Origin of the sequence: Methylobacterium sp. J-048 (genome assembly GCF_022829515.1) — a bacterium.
Lineage (GTDB): Bacteria > Pseudomonadota > Alphaproteobacteria > Rhizobiales > Beijerinckiaceae > Methylobacterium.
In genome coordinates this window covers 20920-34792 of record NZ_JAKSYL010000128.1, presented here as the reverse complement: position 1 = coordinate 34792, position 13873 = coordinate 20920, and the positions used below count along the sequence as shown (strand labels likewise).

Sequence of the window (13873 nt, the reverse complement as noted above, 5' to 3'; positions counted from 1 at the left end):
GGTGTAAGAGGAGGATGCGAACGTGACGCCCGAATCGCAGACGCACCCCACTTCCCTCCGCGGAGCTGGTCCGATCTCTGATGTCCTGCTCCGCCGCCCTCGCCCCCCTCGGGGTAGGGGATCGCCTGGGGGGGAAAGAGGACGCGCCGCGGAAGCTGAGAGCAACTCCCCTTCCTTCCTAATCGGCGGGGATGTTCCGACATCGCGGCCGACTGGTGCCAACCGCCGTTGCGCGTGGAGGTCACCTCTACCCCTGCACGAGGCTGTTCCGATCGTCTCCGCTCGCAGATAGGCTAGGGGCCTGATGATTCCCCTACCGCCACGTCGAACACTGTGAACAAGAGGCTGAGCCCATCCAGCTGCCTCCCTCCCCCGCAGAGGGGGGAGGGAGACGCGCCTGGGGACGGCCGTTGCCCTCATTCGGCAGCGATGTGTGAACATCGCAGCCGAATAGGAGGAGAGGGAAGGTGCTCTCAGCTTCCGCGGCGCGTCCTATTTCACCACCAGCCAATCCTCGACCACGAGGGCGTCGAGGCCGGTGGTGTAGAACATCAGGATCGCGTCCTCCGCACTGTCGAGGATCGGCTTGCCCATCACGTTGAAGCTGGTGTTGAGCAGGATCGGCACCCCGGTGATGTCCGCGAAGGCGGCGATCAGGGCCGCGTAGGCCGGGTTGCGCTCGGCCGTGACGCTCTGGAGCCGGCCGGTGCCGTCCTGGTGGACCACCGCCGGCACCCGGGCGCGAACCGGCTCGCGCCAGACCAGCGTGCGCTCCATGTACGGGCTGTCGGCGTAGGCCTCGAACCAGTCCGGCCCGGCCTCGGCCAGGATCGAGGGCGCGAACGGCCGGAACGCCTCGCGGTACTTCACCTTGGCGTTGAGCGCGTCCTTGGCGCCCTCCGGCCGCGGGTCGGCCAGGATCGAGCGGTTGCCGAGCGCCCGGGGGCCGAACTCGGCCCGGCCCTGCACCCAGCCCACCAACCCGCCCGCGGCCAGGATCCGTGCGGCGGCCCGGGTCGCCTCCGCGTGGCCGACGCGCTTGGCCCGCGGCTCCTGCTCGGCCAGCCGCTCCATCGCGGTGGTCGAGACCCGGGAGCCGAGATACGGCGAGAGCGGGCGCTGCCCGGGGGGCGGGCCGGCCCAGCCCGGATTATCCTCCGCGTAGGCCAGCCAGGCGGCGCCGACCGCGTTGCCGTCGTCGGCCGGCGCCGAGGGCACGTGCAGCCGGGTGAACCCGGAGCGGCCGAGCACCCGGCCGTTATACGAGGAGTTGAGCCCGCACCCGCCCGCGATCACGAGGTTTTCGGAGGGGCCGAGGGCGGCTGCCTCGGCCACGAGCACATCCATTAGAGTCCCGAAAAAGTCCTGGCCGCAGCGGGCGACGTCGGCCCAGCCGGTCTCCTCGGCATCCGCCGGGCGGCGGGCGCGGATCTCGGCGGCGACCGCCTGGATCGTGGCGGCCTCGGCGAAGCGCAGGCGCCCGCTCTCGACCGTGCAGAGGCGGGCCAGCAGGGCGGCGAGGTCCGGATCGGGGCTCCCGTAGGGGGCGAGCCCCATGATCTTCCATTCCTCGCCCTTCACCTGGTCGAAGCCGGCGAGATCGGTGATCAGCCCGTACAGGAAGCCCAGCGACCCGCGCCCGCGGTGGCGGCGCAGCTCCGTGATCCGGCCGTTCTGCAGCCGGTAGAGCGCCGCCGCGCCGGTCTCGCCCATGCCGTCGACCACCAGGGCGGTGGCCTCGTCGAACGGGCTGCCCCAGAGCCCGTAGGCGGCGTGGCAGAGATGGTGCGGGTAGCGCCGCTGCCCCGCGACGGTTGCGCGCGGCGCCGCGCCGGTGGCACGGGCCTCCTGCATGAGGGCCAGCAGGGTGCCGTGGCCGGCCCGCGCCTGGGCGGCGTGCAGGTCGGCGATGAACACCCGCTCCGCCTGCTCCGGCACGAACGAGCGGTTGAGTGCCGTGGTGTGGGCGGCCAGCGCCATCAGGTCGAAGGCGCCGGCCCCCGCCTGCCCGCGCAGGAAGTCGGTGAATTGCGGCCCCCAGGACGAGGCGACGACGATCTCCGAGCCGGGCGGAACGAAGTCCCGGAGCAGCACGGCCATCCGGGCCGGATTGTCCGGCTCGCAGTTCGGGGCGCGCTTGACCTGGAGGAACCGCTCCGCGGCCTCGGCGAACAGCACGGTGCCGTCCGGCCCGACGAGGGCGAGCGCCGGATCGTGGAAGGTGGTGGCGAGGCCGAGATAGAAGCGCATGACGAGGCAGGTAGCGCATTTTCCCGCGCGACGGAGCCCGACCGGGCGCGGCGGCTACCGGATTCCCTCGGAGCGCGGGACTACCAGGAGAATCGCCGCCCCGGCGAGCCCCGAGAGGGCCGAGCCTGCCAGCACCCCGAGCTTCACCGCGGTCTCGTGCTGCGGGTCCGCGAAGGCGAGGCCGCCGATGAACAGGCTCATGGTGAAGCCGATCCCGCACAGCACCGCCACGCCGTAGACCTGTCCCCAGCCGGCTCCGGCCGGGCGCTGCGCCCATCCGAGCGCGACGGCGAGCCGCAGGCTGGCGAAGACGCCGGCCTGCTTGCCCAGGAACAACCCCGCGGCGATGCCGAGCGTCACCGGCTGGAGCAGGGCGTCGAGGGTCAGGCCGGTCAGGTCCACGCCGGCATTGGCGAAGCCGAAGACCGGGACCACCAGGAAGGTGATCCAGGGCGCCAGCCCGTGCTCCAGCTGGTGGAGCGGCGAATCCGCCGCCTCCGATCGGCCGGGGCTGACCCGGATCGGGATCGTGAAGGCCAGCAGCACGCCGGCCACCGTGGCGTGGATCCCGGAGCGCAGCACCAGCACCCACAGCGCCAGGCCGAGCAGCAGGTAGACGGACAGCCGGGTCACGCCCGCCCGGTTGAGGCCGTAGAGGCTGGCGAGCACGAGGGCCGCCAGCCCCAGCATCCCGGCATCGAGGCCGGAGCCGTAGAACAGCGCGATCACCACCACGGCGCCGAGATCGTCGACGATGGCCACGGCGCTCAGGAAGATTTTCAGGGAAACCGGCACCCGCTTGCCGAGCAGCGCCAGCACGCCAAGCGCGAAGGCGATGTCGGTCGCCGCCGGGATCGCCCAGCCGTGCAGGGTCCCGGCGCCGAGATTGGCCGCCGCGTAGACCAGGGCCGGCATCGCCATGCCGCCGAACGCCGCGATGCCGGGCAGCACCCGGTCCGGCCAGGTGCGCAGCCGCCCGTCGAGCGCCTCGCGCTTGATCTCCAGCCCGACCAGCAGGAAGAACCCGGCCATCAGGCCGTCGTTGATCCAGTGCTGCACGCTCATCGGCCCGAGCGCGGCGTGGAGCGCGTGCGCGTAAGTCTCGGCGAACGGCCCGTTGGCCACGACCAGCGCCAGCGCCGCGGCGGCCATCAGGATCAGCCCGCCCGCCGCCTCGCTCGCCAGCATCGCGCGGATGGCCGAGAGCGGGCGCCGGCCCCGAGCCTGCGGAGCGCGGCCGGGGGGCGGGGGCGGCTTCATGGGGTGCAGGCTTGGCGTGGTTCGGGGGCGGGGGCAAGGGGCGGTGAGCCATCTGTCCGCGTATCCAACGTTGGGCTATCCTGCTGCCATTCGAGAGTCGGAGGTGCAGACATGGCTGTGCCGAAAATCACATCCGCCCAACGGACGCGGACGCCGCGGCCAGCCGCACGGATCCAGGCCGCCGTGCTGGAGGAGGCACGGCGCGCCGGGCTGCTCGACGGCGACACGTCCGAGCATGTCAGCTTCCGTGCGCCGCCTGCTCTGGTGGAGGCCGCCAAGCGCGAGGCGGGCATCACGTCGACGACCGAACTCGGCATGGTCGCCCTGGCGCTCCTCGCGCAGTCCGATCCGGTCGCGGATTTCCTCGGCCGCACAGCGGGACGGCTCGGACCGGACCACGATCTCGATACCGGCTCGCGTTGAGCGTGGATCTGCGCGGCACGCTTCGGCGGCGTAAGCCGGACAAGCGAAGTGCCCGCCTCGTCCCGCGGCCGCGCCCCGAACGGGCAGATGATTGGACGGCCATCGACGAAGCGGCGCCCCTGGCCCTCGTCCTCGACACTTGCGTCTATATCCACAGCGCGGCCGGCCGACTGCCTGAGGCCCTGCAGCGCTGCATCGAGCGCGCCTTGCTGTTCCACTGCGCGGTCGCCCTCGCAGAACTGGCGGTCGGGGTCGCCGCCGCCGACCCGCGCGGACCGAACTGGGCGGCGTTGCGCGATCACTATGCCGAACTCTTCGCCCGGATGCCGGACACGCGCTTGCTGACGCCCGACGCGCAGATCTTTGCGGATGCCGGTCTCGTCGCCGGAACCCTGGCGCGCCTCCAGGGCTATCAGAGCCACCAGCGTGCAGCCTGTCTCGCCGACGCGCTGATCTTCCTCACCGCTGCCCGTGCCGGCATTCCGGTCCTGACCGCCAATCGGGAGGATTTCGATCTCATCCAGCAACTGGCGCCGGAGGGGCGGTTCCTCGCCTACGAGCGCGACTGAGTCTTCACGACACCTTTCCCAAAACCGCGCGGATCAACCCCAGCCCGTCCGGGCTCGACCAGGCGGCCGGGCCCTTCATCACGCCGATCGTGCAGCCCTGCGCGTCGATCAGCAGCGTGGTCGGCAGGCCGGGGGATTGGGTGTCGCGCTGGATCGCGGGCAGCACGCGGCCGCCCGGATCGGCGTAGAAGGCGAGGGCGTGGATGCCGGCCTGCTTCAGCCAGTCCGGCGGCTTGTCGAGATTGCGGGTGTCGACGTTGATCGCCACGACGGCGAAATCCGGGCCGCCGAGTTCCGCCTGGAGGCGGTCGAGCGCCGGCATCTCGGCCTTGCAGGGGGCGCACCAGGTCGCCCAGAGATTGACCAGCAGCAGCCGGCCCTTGAGGTCGGACAGCCCGGTCTCTGCGCCGTTCGGACCCTTGAACCGGATCTCGGGCGCGGGCCGCGCCGGCTTCACGGCCTGCATGCCCGCGACCTCGCCCTTGGCGGCCGCATCGACCCGGGCGAGGGCCGACGCGGCGCCCGCGCAGGGCTGGGACGCCGCGCCCGTGTTGCCGGGCAGGAGACCGCTCCCGTATAGGGCGGTCCCGAGGACGGCGAGCGCGGCGAGGCCCGCGCCGGCCATCAGAGTGGTGCGGCCGGGCATCAGGCTTGCCTGCCGAGACGTTCAGGGCGCGGAAGGATCGACATGAGCAACCGGATGTGGGGCGGCCGCTTTGCCAGCGGCCCGGCGGAGATCATGGAGGAGATCAACGCCTCCATCGGATTCGACAAGCGCCTCGCGCCCCAGGATATCCGCGGCTCGCTGGCGCATGTGGCGATGCTCGGCGCAGCCGGCATCCTTCCGGCAGACGATGTGGCCGCGATCGAGGCCGGGCTCAAGTCCGTGCGCGACGAGATCGAGGCTGGGCGCTTCGTGTTCAAGCGCGAGCTCGAGGACATCCACATGTCGGTGGAGAGCCGGCTCACCGAGATCGTCGGCCCGGCGGCCGGGCGCTTGCACACGGCGCGCTCGCGCAACGACCAGGTCGCCACCGACATGAAGCTGTGGGTGCGCGACACCCTCGATTCCCTCGACCAGCAGGCCGCCGACCTGCAACGGGCCTTGGCCGAGACCGCGCTCAAGCATGCCGGCACGGTGATGCCGGGCTTCACCCACCTTCAGTCGGCCCAGCCGGTCACCTTCGGCCACCATTGCCTGGCCTATGTCGAGATGCTGGCCCGGGACCGCGGCCGGTTCCGCGACGCAAGGGCGCGGCTCAACGAATGCCCGCTCGGCGCCGCGGCGCTCGCCGGCACCTCCTTCCCGATCGACCGGCACGCCACTGCGGCGGCGCTCGGCTTCGACCGGCCGACCGCGAACTCCCTGGATTCGGTGGCCGACCGCGATTTCGCCCTGGAATCGCTCGCCGCCGCCTCGATCTGCGCGGTGCATCTCTCCCGCTTCGCCGAGGAACTGGTGGTCTGGACCTCGGCGCAGTTCAACTTCGTCAAGCTGTCGGACGGCTACACCACCGGCTCGTCGATCATGCCGCAGAAGCGCAACCCCGACGCGGCCGAGCTGGTGCGGGCCAAGTCCGGCCGGATCATCGGCGCGCTCACCGGCCTTCTGGTGGTGATGAAGGGGCTGCCGCTCGCCTATTCCAAGGACATGCAGGAGGACAAGGAGGGCACGTTCGACGCCCTCCAGGCCCTGTCCCTGTGCCTGGCGGCCATGACCGGCATGGTGAAGGACCTGGAGCCCAACGCCGCGGTGCTCAGCCAAGCCGCCGGCTCCGGCTACGCCACCGCCACGGACCTCGCCGACTGGCTGGTGCGCGAGCTCGGCCTGCCGTTCCGCCAGGCCCACCACGTCACCGGCCGGCTGGTCGGCGCGGCCTCGGCCAAGGGCGTCGGGCTGGAGGCGCTGTCGCTCGCCGAGATGCAGGAAGCCGAGCCGCGCATCACCGATGCGGTCTACGCCGTGCTCGGGGTCGCGAACTCGGTGGCCAGCCGCACCAGCTACGGCGGCACCGCGCCGGACAACGTCCGGACGCAGGCGCAGGGCTGGATCGAGCGGCTCGGCTGAGTGCTCAATCGCAGTGGAAAGTCCTGGTTTCAAAAGGTCTTCGACCTTTTGCGGGTCCAGGGCGGAGCCACGGCTCCTCGGAGGCTCCTCCGCCCAACCCCACGGGCGCATCGTCCCGAAAGGTGGCCGCCGGCTTTCGGAGGGATGCTCCAAACGATTGCGAGCCCTTTGGCAACAGGGTTCAAGACCGCGCGCCGGCCGAATCTCGGTGAGGCCGCCTCAGGTCGCGGTCTTGAGATCGACCTTGGTATCCGTTGAACGCAGCGAGGCCTGAAATTTCAGGTGCGCCTGCGACGGCCGGCTATCGATCACTGTTTTGGCTTGCTCGTCACGGTTCAGTTTGGCTTCGACGACCTTGTTCTCGGTCGCCCGCCGGCTGGTCTTGTCGACGCCGTCGGGCTTATCCGCGCGGCTCGCACTGGACGCGCGATGCGCGGAGGAATGGGCCGTCGTCGCATTGATCTTGTCCACGGTAAAATATCCTGCGGTTTCCTACGATCTCGATTGTGCATCGTCCAGAAAGTCGGAAGCCGCCTTTCGGGACGATGCTCCAAGTCCTTGATGCGACGCGCTCGCCAGCACCGAACCGGTACCCGCTTCGGCGGCAAACGCTCTGGCGCCGCCGAACCGATCCGCCTTCGCTACGCCCTCCAGGCTCGGACGCGGCTTGGCGCGTTCGGCCGGGCGACCAGCGTGGTGAGGCCGGTCTGGAGGGCCGATCTGGTCTCGATCACCGGACTGGTGGCGTCCGGCAGGACCGGCTGGCCGTACAGGACCCGCTCCATCGCCCGCTTCGACGCCGCGGCCTCCTCGAGCAGCTTGCGCGCGTCGGCCTCGAAGGTGTCGTCGCCCTCACCGCCCGCTCCGTGACGGAGAAGGGAGCCGGGATAAGCCTCGTCCTCCGGCAAGGATCGGGGCTGCTCGGCGTCATCGGCGGTCGGATGCGGTGACGCCGTGCTCGGATCACCTGCCGCCGCACGGCTCTGTGCTGCCGCCGTGTCCGGATCGTCCGCGGGCGCGCTCGAGGTGGCTTGCGGTGTCTCCGAGGTGATCGTCTCCTGTCCGGAGGCCGTATCACCCACATCGATCGCCGCCGCGGCATCGGCGAGGCTGGCCGCCGTGAAGCCCGACTCACCGCCTGCGGCGGCATAGTCCCGGGCAATATCGGCGATCTCCCGGGCCACCTTGGCCAGGTCCTGGGCGATGAGGGCCGCCGCCTTCCTGTCACCGGAGACCACGGCCGCGAGGGCTTCGGCCTTGAGCCGCCGGAGTTTCCGCTCGGCTTCCTGAAGAGCGAAGGCTGCGACGTCCCGCTGGCTGGTCCGCGCCGAGGCCAGGGTGGTCAGCACGCTGCTGATCTGGGACAGCTTGGCGTAGCCCAACCGTTCCGAAGCGGCGAGGGGTGAAGCGTCATCCGGCTCGGGACCGCGACCGGCCCCGTGTACGGTCTCGTTCGAATCGGCCGACCCGTGCGGGGGCGCCGATTGGTGCGCCTGGCCGGCAGGCCGCTGAGGCCCCTCGATCGCCGCCACCCGGTTCACAGATCCAACCATGGCCATCCTGCCGCGCGGAGCTGTCGTGCGCCGGCGGAATCAGACGAGGCCGGCAAGAAATACGTAGGCTGTGCTTGGGTTTTTTGCAAATTCAACTCTGGATTATGGGTATAACCTTAGAAATCGACGGCCGGTCTTACGGAAAGATGCTTGGTCGTGTGAGCATTCGGCGGGAGCCGCATCCGGCGCAACGCCCTCTGATGATCCGAAAACTTGGATGGCTGGCCACGCAGCCTTCCCGTCTCGCCCGGCCACTCTAGCCAAAGCGGCCGAGACTTGGCAGACATCATTCATGACCTTGTCGATTCACCGCGCGAGCGCTGCGATCCGCAGCCGAATTAACGGCCCGGCCTGATCCGTCAGGCCGGGTCTGCCCGCCCGTGAACGTCTTGGCGCCCAATGCGCCCTCCCCAAGGTCGAACACCATGCCTGCTCATGACACGACGCTGCATCTCGTATGCGGCAAGATCGCTGCCGGAAAATCGACGCTGACCGCCAGCCTCGGCGCCCATCCCGGCACCATCGTGGCGGCGGAGGATCGCTGGCTCGCCCGGCTCTATCCCGGCGAGCAGGCCGACCTGGCCGATTACGTGCGCCATTCGACCCGCCTGCGGAGCGTGATGGGCCCGCATGTGGTGGAGTTGCTCCGGGCCGGGCTCTCGGTCGTGCTGGATTTCCCCGCCAATACTCGCGCCAGTCGGGCGTGGATGCGCACCCTGTTCGAGGAAGCGGGCGTCGCGCATCGGCTCCATTATCTCGACGTTGCCGATGAGGTGTGCAGGGCGCGTCTGCGGGCAAGGAATGCTTCGGGCACGCATGATTTCACGGTGACGGACGCGCAGTTCGAGCTGTTTGCCCAATACTTCGTGGCGCCGACCGAGGAGGAGGGGTTCACCGTGATCCTGCATCGCCCGTCCGAGAGCTCCTGAAAGCCATCCTCGAAAGATCGGGACTCAGGGGCGTGCGAAATCCGTGACTGCTCAGAACGATAATCAGGTCGGCCATTCGTCACGCGGCCAATTCCGAGCCGTGTGGATGACGCGCAGGATCACAACGCTCTCCCGACTCTTGGTCCGCCGCATCGCGTACGCGACGATGTAGGGCAGCCGAATGAGAGACTTCTCATAAATGCCGGTTACTCGACCCGGTCGACCCGTCGCCGTCTCGCCGAGAGCCTCGGCCGCCTCCTGAATACGAATTGCGACTTGTCGCGCAACGGCCGGATGATCCCGCGCGACGAAGCGGATTTGTTCTTTCAGGTCGTCCAGCGCTGCTCGAGACCAGATGACCGGCCGCCTCACATGCGACCATCGCGATCGGCTTCCGCTGCATCGATGACAGCGAAGATTTCGGCCATCGCGTCGTCATGGGATACGACGTGACCGCGTTCGGCATCGGCTATCCCACGCTTGATGCCTTCGATGATCTGAAGTTCGCGCTCGACATACGCAGACACGGCCTCAGCAGCGAGAAACGACTGACTGCGTCGGGTATCAGCGGCGATCTGTTCGAGCTTCGCCTTGATCTCGGGCGAAACCCGGATCGTCATCGTGGTGCTCGCCGGCATCGTGAGACTCAGGTGTTGAGTTGCGTACATCGTAACAGGGCAAGGGAGCGTTACAAGGCAGAGCCCCGCGTCGACCCGAGACCGCTGCTCTCGCCGTTCGGCAGGCACAGTTACCTACACTCGCCCACAGCCCCGGTACGAATTTGTGCAGCGCAACCATCCGGAGGGCCGCGCGTTCACCGTCTGGCTAAGTCTGGTCTGATAGAAGCTCGGCCGTGTGGATCGGAGCTCGCATGATGCCTGTCGAGAGTTGGCTGAAGCCGGATGAGGTGCCCGAACTCGCGGCACGGGCCACGGCCATGATCGATGCCGCCCTGACGGGCTCGGGCCTGACCCGGGAGACCTATTGGTCGGCCGTCCGCAAGGGCTACAACACCCCCTACAATGACCCGCCGCGCAAGCGCGCGCTGCCGGCTCTGCCGAACGCGGTCGCGCCAGCCGCAGCCGATTCCGTGTCCGTCCCCGCGGCGGTGATCGCGGCGCTGGCCACCGAGGTGCGGGCGGTCTGAACCGTTCCGCGCCGCGCTCTTGCAACCCTCTTGGCCGCCATCGAGCTTGGCTGCCATCTTGCCGACTTTTTGCGCGGGCTTCACTGATCCCGATCCCCGGTTCGGCCCCAGATGGGGCCGCCCGTCGTCAGGAAGTGAAGATGGTCCGCGTCCCCCGCCTGCTCCCGGTCGGAGCCCTCGCCCTGCTCGCATCCGGTCTCGTCACGGGCCTCGTCGGGGCCATGGTCGGCGGAGCGGTCCTGTCGGCGACGGTCGCCCAGGCGCAGGAGGCGGAGGCGGACGGTTTTTCGGATGCCGCCCCGGCCAAGCGCGGACGCCGGCCGCGCCGGGAGCGGGCACCGCGGCCCGAGAAGAAGGCGGCGACACCTCCGGGCATGCAGCAGGCCACCCCGGTGGCGATCTTCGGCGACTGGAACGTGTTCGTGAACGGCGATGGCCGTGCCAAGCTCTGCTACGCCATCGCCCAGCCGCAGGCGCGCTCGCCCAAGACCCTGAAGCGGGACACCGCCTACCTGTTCGTGAGCGTGCGCAAGGGTGAGAACGTCCAGAACGAGGTGGCGGTGATGCTGGGCTTCCCGTCGAAGCCCGCCGCCTCCCAGATCAAGCCGGGCTCGGCGGCGGCGCCGACCGATCCGAGCCTCAATCTCGGCGCCGGCCGCTACGGCCTGGTCGTGAAGGACGGCAATGCCTGGCTGCAGAACCCGGCCGAGGAGGCCCGGGTGGTCTCCGAGATGAGCGCGCGCAACCCGAAGCTGGTGATCAAGACCACCTCGCTGCGCGGCAACCCGACGAGCGACGAATACGCGCTCGCCGGGTTCGCGGAGGCGATGAAGCGCACCCGGGACGAGTGCGCCAAGTAGACGAGTGCGCCAAGTAGAAGTCGGTTCGGAGGAGCCTACTCAGGCCCGGCGGCGTCGGAATTCGACGACCTGCCTCTGACCGGAGGCCGAGCGGGCGCGGGCCGCGATCCGATCGCGGGCGGCGCGGGCCGCCTGCTCGGCGTTGCGGAACACGGTTCCGTCGAGGCCGTCGAAATCCCGCGCGGACGAGAAGAACCGCACGCCGCGCCCCTCGGGCACGGCGATGCCGGCGGTGACCTCGCCGATCTCGATCACCCGGGGCGGCTCCGTCCGATCCGCGGCAGGTTCGGCGCGCGCAACGTGGTCGGGTGGCAGGGTGTCGGCGAACCGGTCGGGGTGGTCTGTCGGCGGAAGCGCGACGTCGAGACTGTGCATGGACGGAATCCTGCCTTGGCCGGCGCCAGGGCCGTGCCGGAATGCGGGAAAGAGTTGGTGCGGCTCAGATCTCGCCGATCTCGTCGATCGTGCGGGTCTCTAGGCTTGGGATGTGACGAACGCACGATCGCAGGCCGCCGGACTGTTCGGAGGCGCGGCGGACTGCCTCGGCGGGCCGATGCTCGGTCCGGTCAGGCTTTCGAGCGCATCCCCGGTTTCGACGCGAAGCCCGCGTCGAGACCAGCTTGGCATCGACAGCACTTCCGATGGGCCGGGGCGCCCTGCGCGAGGCGGAGCGGGTGGCGAGAGGAGCCGGTTCGGATCGACATCCCATGTCCTCCAGACTGAAGGACCGCGCGGCGCGGGCGCCGTCGCAGTGCTTGAGCGTTTGATGCCGCGGCGCAAGCTACGCGTCTCAAATCACCGCGGCCGAGGAGAGGGGACCAGGACATCCACCCCTTTCGACGACGATCAAGATGGGCCCGGACCGCCGGCCCGTCAACGGAACCGGCTTCCGATTTTCGGGCCCGGCTTGGCAGGAAGCGGGTCCCGTCGGGCCGCCCGGGAGACGCGATGGTCTCAGGCGCCGGCGATCACCGCGGCGAGGTCATTGAAATTCGAGAAGACCCGGTCGGCGCCGGCACGCGTGAGGTCGGCCCCCGCGAGGTCGTGGCCCCAATGGCCGCCACCGGTGAAGCCGGCGACCCGCATGCCGGCGCTCCGGGCGGCGGTGACCCCGGGCACGCTGTCCTCGATCACCAGGCAGGCTTCCGGCGCCGCGCCCATACGCTCGGCCGCGAACAGGAACAGGTCGGGGAACGGCTTGCCCCGGGCGACCTGCGCCGAGGAAAAAACCCGCTCGCCGAACAACGGCAGCAGCCCGGTCAGGCTCAGGGAATGGCGCAGGCGCACCGGGTCGCTGCTCGACGCGACGCAGGCCGGCAGGCCGAGCGCCGCCACCGCTTCCGCGACCCCGCGCATCGCGCGCAGCTCGGCGTCGAACAGAGCGAGCGTCTCGGCCTTGACCGCGTCCACGAAGCCCGGAGGGGCGGTGACGCCGTAATCGTGCGCGACGTGCTCCATGATCGACACCATCGATGTGCCGGTGAAGCGCGCCCGCACGGTGTCGAACTCGATGGCCACGCCGATCCGGTTGAGGCCGGCCGTCAGGCAGGCGAGGCTGAGGGGCTCGCTGTCGACGAGGACGCCGTCGCAATCGAAGATCACCAGGCCGAGCTTCCGGGCGTGCGCGTCCAAGATCGCCTGTCCTCGACGACCCCGTGCCGCCGGGCGTCCCTGTGGCATGGGCTTCCCGGAGACGGCAACCGCGCGCTTGCCGCAGCTCGCCCCGTGCGACCGCCGCCGACTCCATGCGTGCCATGGCTTGCACCGGGCGGCTCGGCCCCATACTCCCGGGGCGGGCGCCTCCCGGGGCGCCAGGTATGGCTCAGAAGATCCCGCGATGTTCCGCTTCCTGGCCCGCGTCCTGGGCTTCCTGCTGATGGCCGGCGGCTTCGTCGCGCTGGTCTATGACGGTGCCCGCTCGATCGCCAATAACGGCCTGCGGGTGACGCCGCTCTCGGATCTGCTCGCCACCCTGTTCAAGGACAAGGCCGGCAGTCTCCAGGGCAGTCTCGAAGGGGCGGCGCCCTGGCTCTGGCACCTGCTCGGCCTGCCGCTGACCCTCGCCCCGGCCTCGCTGATCGGCCTGGGGCTCGGCGCGGTCCTGCTCTGGCTCGGGCAGCCGGGCCGCGAGCCGATCGGGTTCCTGACGAAGCCCTGACGAGGCACGCGAACCGTGATTGCGCATCCTCCCGAAAGCCGGCAGGCCCCGTTCGGGAGGATGCGCTCGAGTCTCGACCCATTCGGCTTCGCGCTGCCGAGGATCGCTCGCGCCCCGACCGTGCCGGAGAGCGGCACCGACGCGCGCTTGCATGCAGACATTCGCCGTTGTCGCGGATGCGGTCAGTCTATCAAAGGGTCGCCTGCAAAGAACGCGACCATGACATCAATCAGCGCCTGGAGCCGCCGGCTCGGCAAGCGCCCGGAGGCGTGAACGATCCAGATCTCCCCCGGATCGCGATGCCGTTCCCCAAGCGCGATGCGATGCTCATCGGCGCCGAGGTCCGGTCCCTCATATTAGTCTCAGCCTATACATTGTCGCGCTGGACAACAAAGTTGTTATTGACGCAAATATTACGCTCTAGTGCGCTTAGATACAGTAATAAAATTCGATCTTATGGCGACATGCGGCAATAAGATAACATAAAAATTTCTGATGAAAATTTGATAACGTTGATTCCTGTAAGCTTCATGACACCGTGGATACTTCCATCGTCGATCTACACAATCAGCCGCTGCGATGCCATAGGCTCGGCGTTGACTCGATCGCCTCAGGGGCCGGATCGAGGGCACCCATCTTTCTCGCCGCTCAGTCGG

Annotated in this window: 16 protein-coding genes; 7 read left to right on the top strand and 9 right to left on the bottom strand. The window is 69.4% G+C overall.

Features of this window, described 5'->3' with window-relative positions; genetic code table 11:
* Positions 1-492: 492 nt before the first annotated feature.
* Both MKL09_RS11365 and nhaA read right to left on the bottom strand, forming a co-directional pair.
* Complete coding sequence (locus MKL09_RS11365) at positions 493-2250, bottom strand: carbamoyltransferase (protein ID WP_244020223.1); 1758 nt, start codon at positions 2248-2250, stop codon at positions 493-495.
* A gap of 54 nt (positions 2251-2304) precedes the next feature.
* Positions 2305-3510, bottom strand: a complete 1206-nt coding sequence (nhaA, locus tag MKL09_RS11360) for a Na+/H+ antiporter NhaA (RefSeq protein WP_244020222.1) — start codon at positions 3508-3510, stop codon at positions 2305-2307.
* Between the two features lie 111 nt (positions 3511-3621).
* Here nhaA and MKL09_RS11355 point away from each other — a divergent pair, with 111 nt between their 5' ends.
* Positions 3622-3933, top strand: a complete 312-nt coding sequence (locus MKL09_RS11355) for a hypothetical protein (protein WP_244020221.1) — start codon at positions 3622-3624, stop codon at positions 3931-3933.
* A gap of 2 nt (positions 3934-3935) precedes the next feature.
* Positions 3936-4502, top strand: a complete 567-nt coding sequence (locus MKL09_RS11350; RefSeq protein ID WP_244020225.1) for a type II toxin-antitoxin system VapC family toxin — start codon at positions 3936-3938, stop codon at positions 4500-4502.
* A gap of 4 nt (positions 4503-4506) precedes the next feature.
* Here the strand turns inward: MKL09_RS11350 and tlpA are convergent, their stop codons facing one another.
* On the bottom strand, positions 4507-5148 hold the full coding sequence (tlpA, locus tag MKL09_RS11345) for a thiol:disulfide interchange protein TlpA (protein ID WP_244020220.1): 642 nt from the start codon (positions 5146-5148) through the stop codon (positions 4507-4509).
* Between the two features lie 42 nt (positions 5149-5190).
* On the opposite strand from tlpA, the gene argH reads away from it, so the two are divergent.
* On the top strand, positions 5191-6570 hold the full coding sequence (argH, locus tag MKL09_RS11340; protein WP_244020218.1) for an argininosuccinate lyase: 1380 nt from the start codon (positions 5191-5193) through the stop codon (positions 6568-6570).
* 219 nt (positions 6571-6789) lie between these two features.
* Here the strand turns inward: argH and MKL09_RS11335 are convergent, their stop codons facing one another.
* Both MKL09_RS11335 and MKL09_RS11330 read right to left on the bottom strand, forming a co-directional pair.
* Positions 6790-7041 (bottom strand): hypothetical protein, encoded by a 252-nt coding sequence (locus tag MKL09_RS11335; protein WP_244020217.1) that lies wholly within the window; start codon positions 7039-7041, stop codon positions 6790-6792.
* Between the two features lie 170 nt (positions 7042-7211).
* Positions 7212-8123: a hypothetical protein gene (locus tag MKL09_RS11330; RefSeq protein WP_244020216.1), complete on the bottom strand. Its 912-nt coding sequence runs from the start codon at positions 8121-8123 to the stop codon at positions 7212-7214.
* Between the two features lie 425 nt (positions 8124-8548).
* Here MKL09_RS11330 and MKL09_RS11325 point away from each other — a divergent pair, with 425 nt between their 5' ends.
* Positions 8549-9052 carry an AAA family ATPase gene (locus tag MKL09_RS11325; protein ID WP_244020224.1) on the top strand — a complete coding sequence of 168 codons (504 nt, stop codon included), beginning with the start codon at positions 8549-8551 and terminating at the stop codon, positions 9050-9052.
* Positions 9053-9115: 63 nt separating this feature from the next.
* On the opposite strand, the gene MKL09_RS11320 is transcribed toward MKL09_RS11325, so the two are convergent.
* Positions 9116-9424, bottom strand: coding sequence for a type II toxin-antitoxin system RelE/ParE family toxin (locus tag MKL09_RS11320; protein ID WP_244020215.1), 309 nt, complete (start codon positions 9422-9424; stop codon positions 9116-9118).
* Positions 9421-9690 carry a CopG family ribbon-helix-helix protein gene (locus MKL09_RS11315; protein ID WP_244020214.1) on the bottom strand — a complete coding sequence of 90 codons (270 nt, stop codon included), beginning with the start codon at positions 9688-9690 and terminating at the stop codon, positions 9421-9423. Before MKL09_RS11315 ends, MKL09_RS11320 begins: the two co-directional genes overlap by 4 nt.
* Before the next feature lie 233 nt (positions 9691-9923).
* Between MKL09_RS11315 and MKL09_RS11310 the strand changes: the two genes are divergently transcribed.
* Complete coding sequence (locus MKL09_RS11310; protein ID WP_244020213.1) at positions 9924-10199, top strand: hypothetical protein; 276 nt, start codon at positions 9924-9926, stop codon at positions 10197-10199.
* Between the two features lie 140 nt (positions 10200-10339).
* A complete protein-coding gene (locus MKL09_RS11305; RefSeq protein ID WP_244020212.1) occupies positions 10340-11059 on the top strand; it encodes an invasion associated locus b family protein in 720 nt (239 codons plus the stop codon).
* Positions 11060-11098: 39 nt separating this feature from the next.
* Here the strand turns inward: MKL09_RS11305 and MKL09_RS11300 are convergent, their stop codons facing one another.
* Complete coding sequence (locus MKL09_RS11300; protein WP_244020211.1) at positions 11099-11434, bottom strand: hypothetical protein; 336 nt, start codon at positions 11432-11434, stop codon at positions 11099-11101.
* Positions 11435-12013: 579 nt separating this feature from the next.
* Positions 12014-12691, bottom strand: coding sequence for an HAD family hydrolase (locus MKL09_RS11295; RefSeq protein ID WP_244020210.1), 678 nt, complete (start codon positions 12689-12691; stop codon positions 12014-12016).
* 205 nt (positions 12692-12896) lie between these two features.
* On the opposite strand from MKL09_RS11295, the gene MKL09_RS11290 reads away from it, so the two are divergent.
* Positions 12897-13217, top strand: coding sequence for a PetM family of cytochrome b6f complex subunit 7 (locus MKL09_RS11290; RefSeq protein WP_244020207.1), 321 nt, complete (start codon positions 12897-12899; stop codon positions 13215-13217).
* Positions 13218-13873 lie beyond the last annotated feature (656 nt).

Bases quoted from the DNA above. Each gene is read 5' to 3' on its own strand.
- MKL09_RS11365 (WP_244020223.1), bottom strand. From the start codon at position 2,250: ATGCGCTTCTATCTCGGCCTCGCCACCACCTTCCACGATCCGGCGCTC.
- nhaA (WP_244020222.1), bottom strand. From the start codon at position 3,510: ATGAAGCCGCCCCCGCCCCCCGGCCGCGCTCCGCAGGCTCGGGGCCGG.
- MKL09_RS11355 (WP_244020221.1), top strand. From the start codon at position 3,622: ATGGCTGTGCCGAAAATCACATCCGCCCAACGGACGCGGACGCCGCGG.
- tlpA (WP_244020220.1), bottom strand. From the start codon at position 5,148: ATGCCCGGCCGCACCACTCTGATGGCCGGCGCGGGCCTCGCCGCGCTC.
- argH (WP_244020218.1), top strand. From the start codon at position 5,191: ATGAGCAACCGGATGTGGGGCGGCCGCTTTGCCAGCGGCCCGGCGGAG.
- MKL09_RS11330 (WP_244020216.1), bottom strand. From the start codon at position 8,123: ATGGTTGGATCTGTGAACCGGGTGGCGGCGATCGAGGGGCCTCAGCGG.
- MKL09_RS11325 (WP_244020224.1), top strand. From the start codon at position 8,549: ATGCCTGCTCATGACACGACGCTGCATCTCGTATGCGGCAAGATCGCT.
- MKL09_RS11315 (WP_244020214.1), bottom strand. From the start codon at position 9,690: ATGCCGGCGAGCACCACGATGACGATCCGGGTTTCGCCCGAGATCAAG.
- MKL09_RS11310 (WP_244020213.1), top strand. From the start codon at position 9,924: ATGATGCCTGTCGAGAGTTGGCTGAAGCCGGATGAGGTGCCCGAACTC.
- MKL09_RS11305 (WP_244020212.1), top strand. From the start codon at position 10,340: ATGGTCCGCGTCCCCCGCCTGCTCCCGGTCGGAGCCCTCGCCCTGCTC.
- MKL09_RS11300 (WP_244020211.1), bottom strand. From the start codon at position 11,434: ATGCACAGTCTCGACGTCGCGCTTCCGCCGACAGACCACCCCGACCGG.
- MKL09_RS11290 (WP_244020207.1), top strand. From the start codon at position 12,897: ATGTTCCGCTTCCTGGCCCGCGTCCTGGGCTTCCTGCTGATGGCCGGC.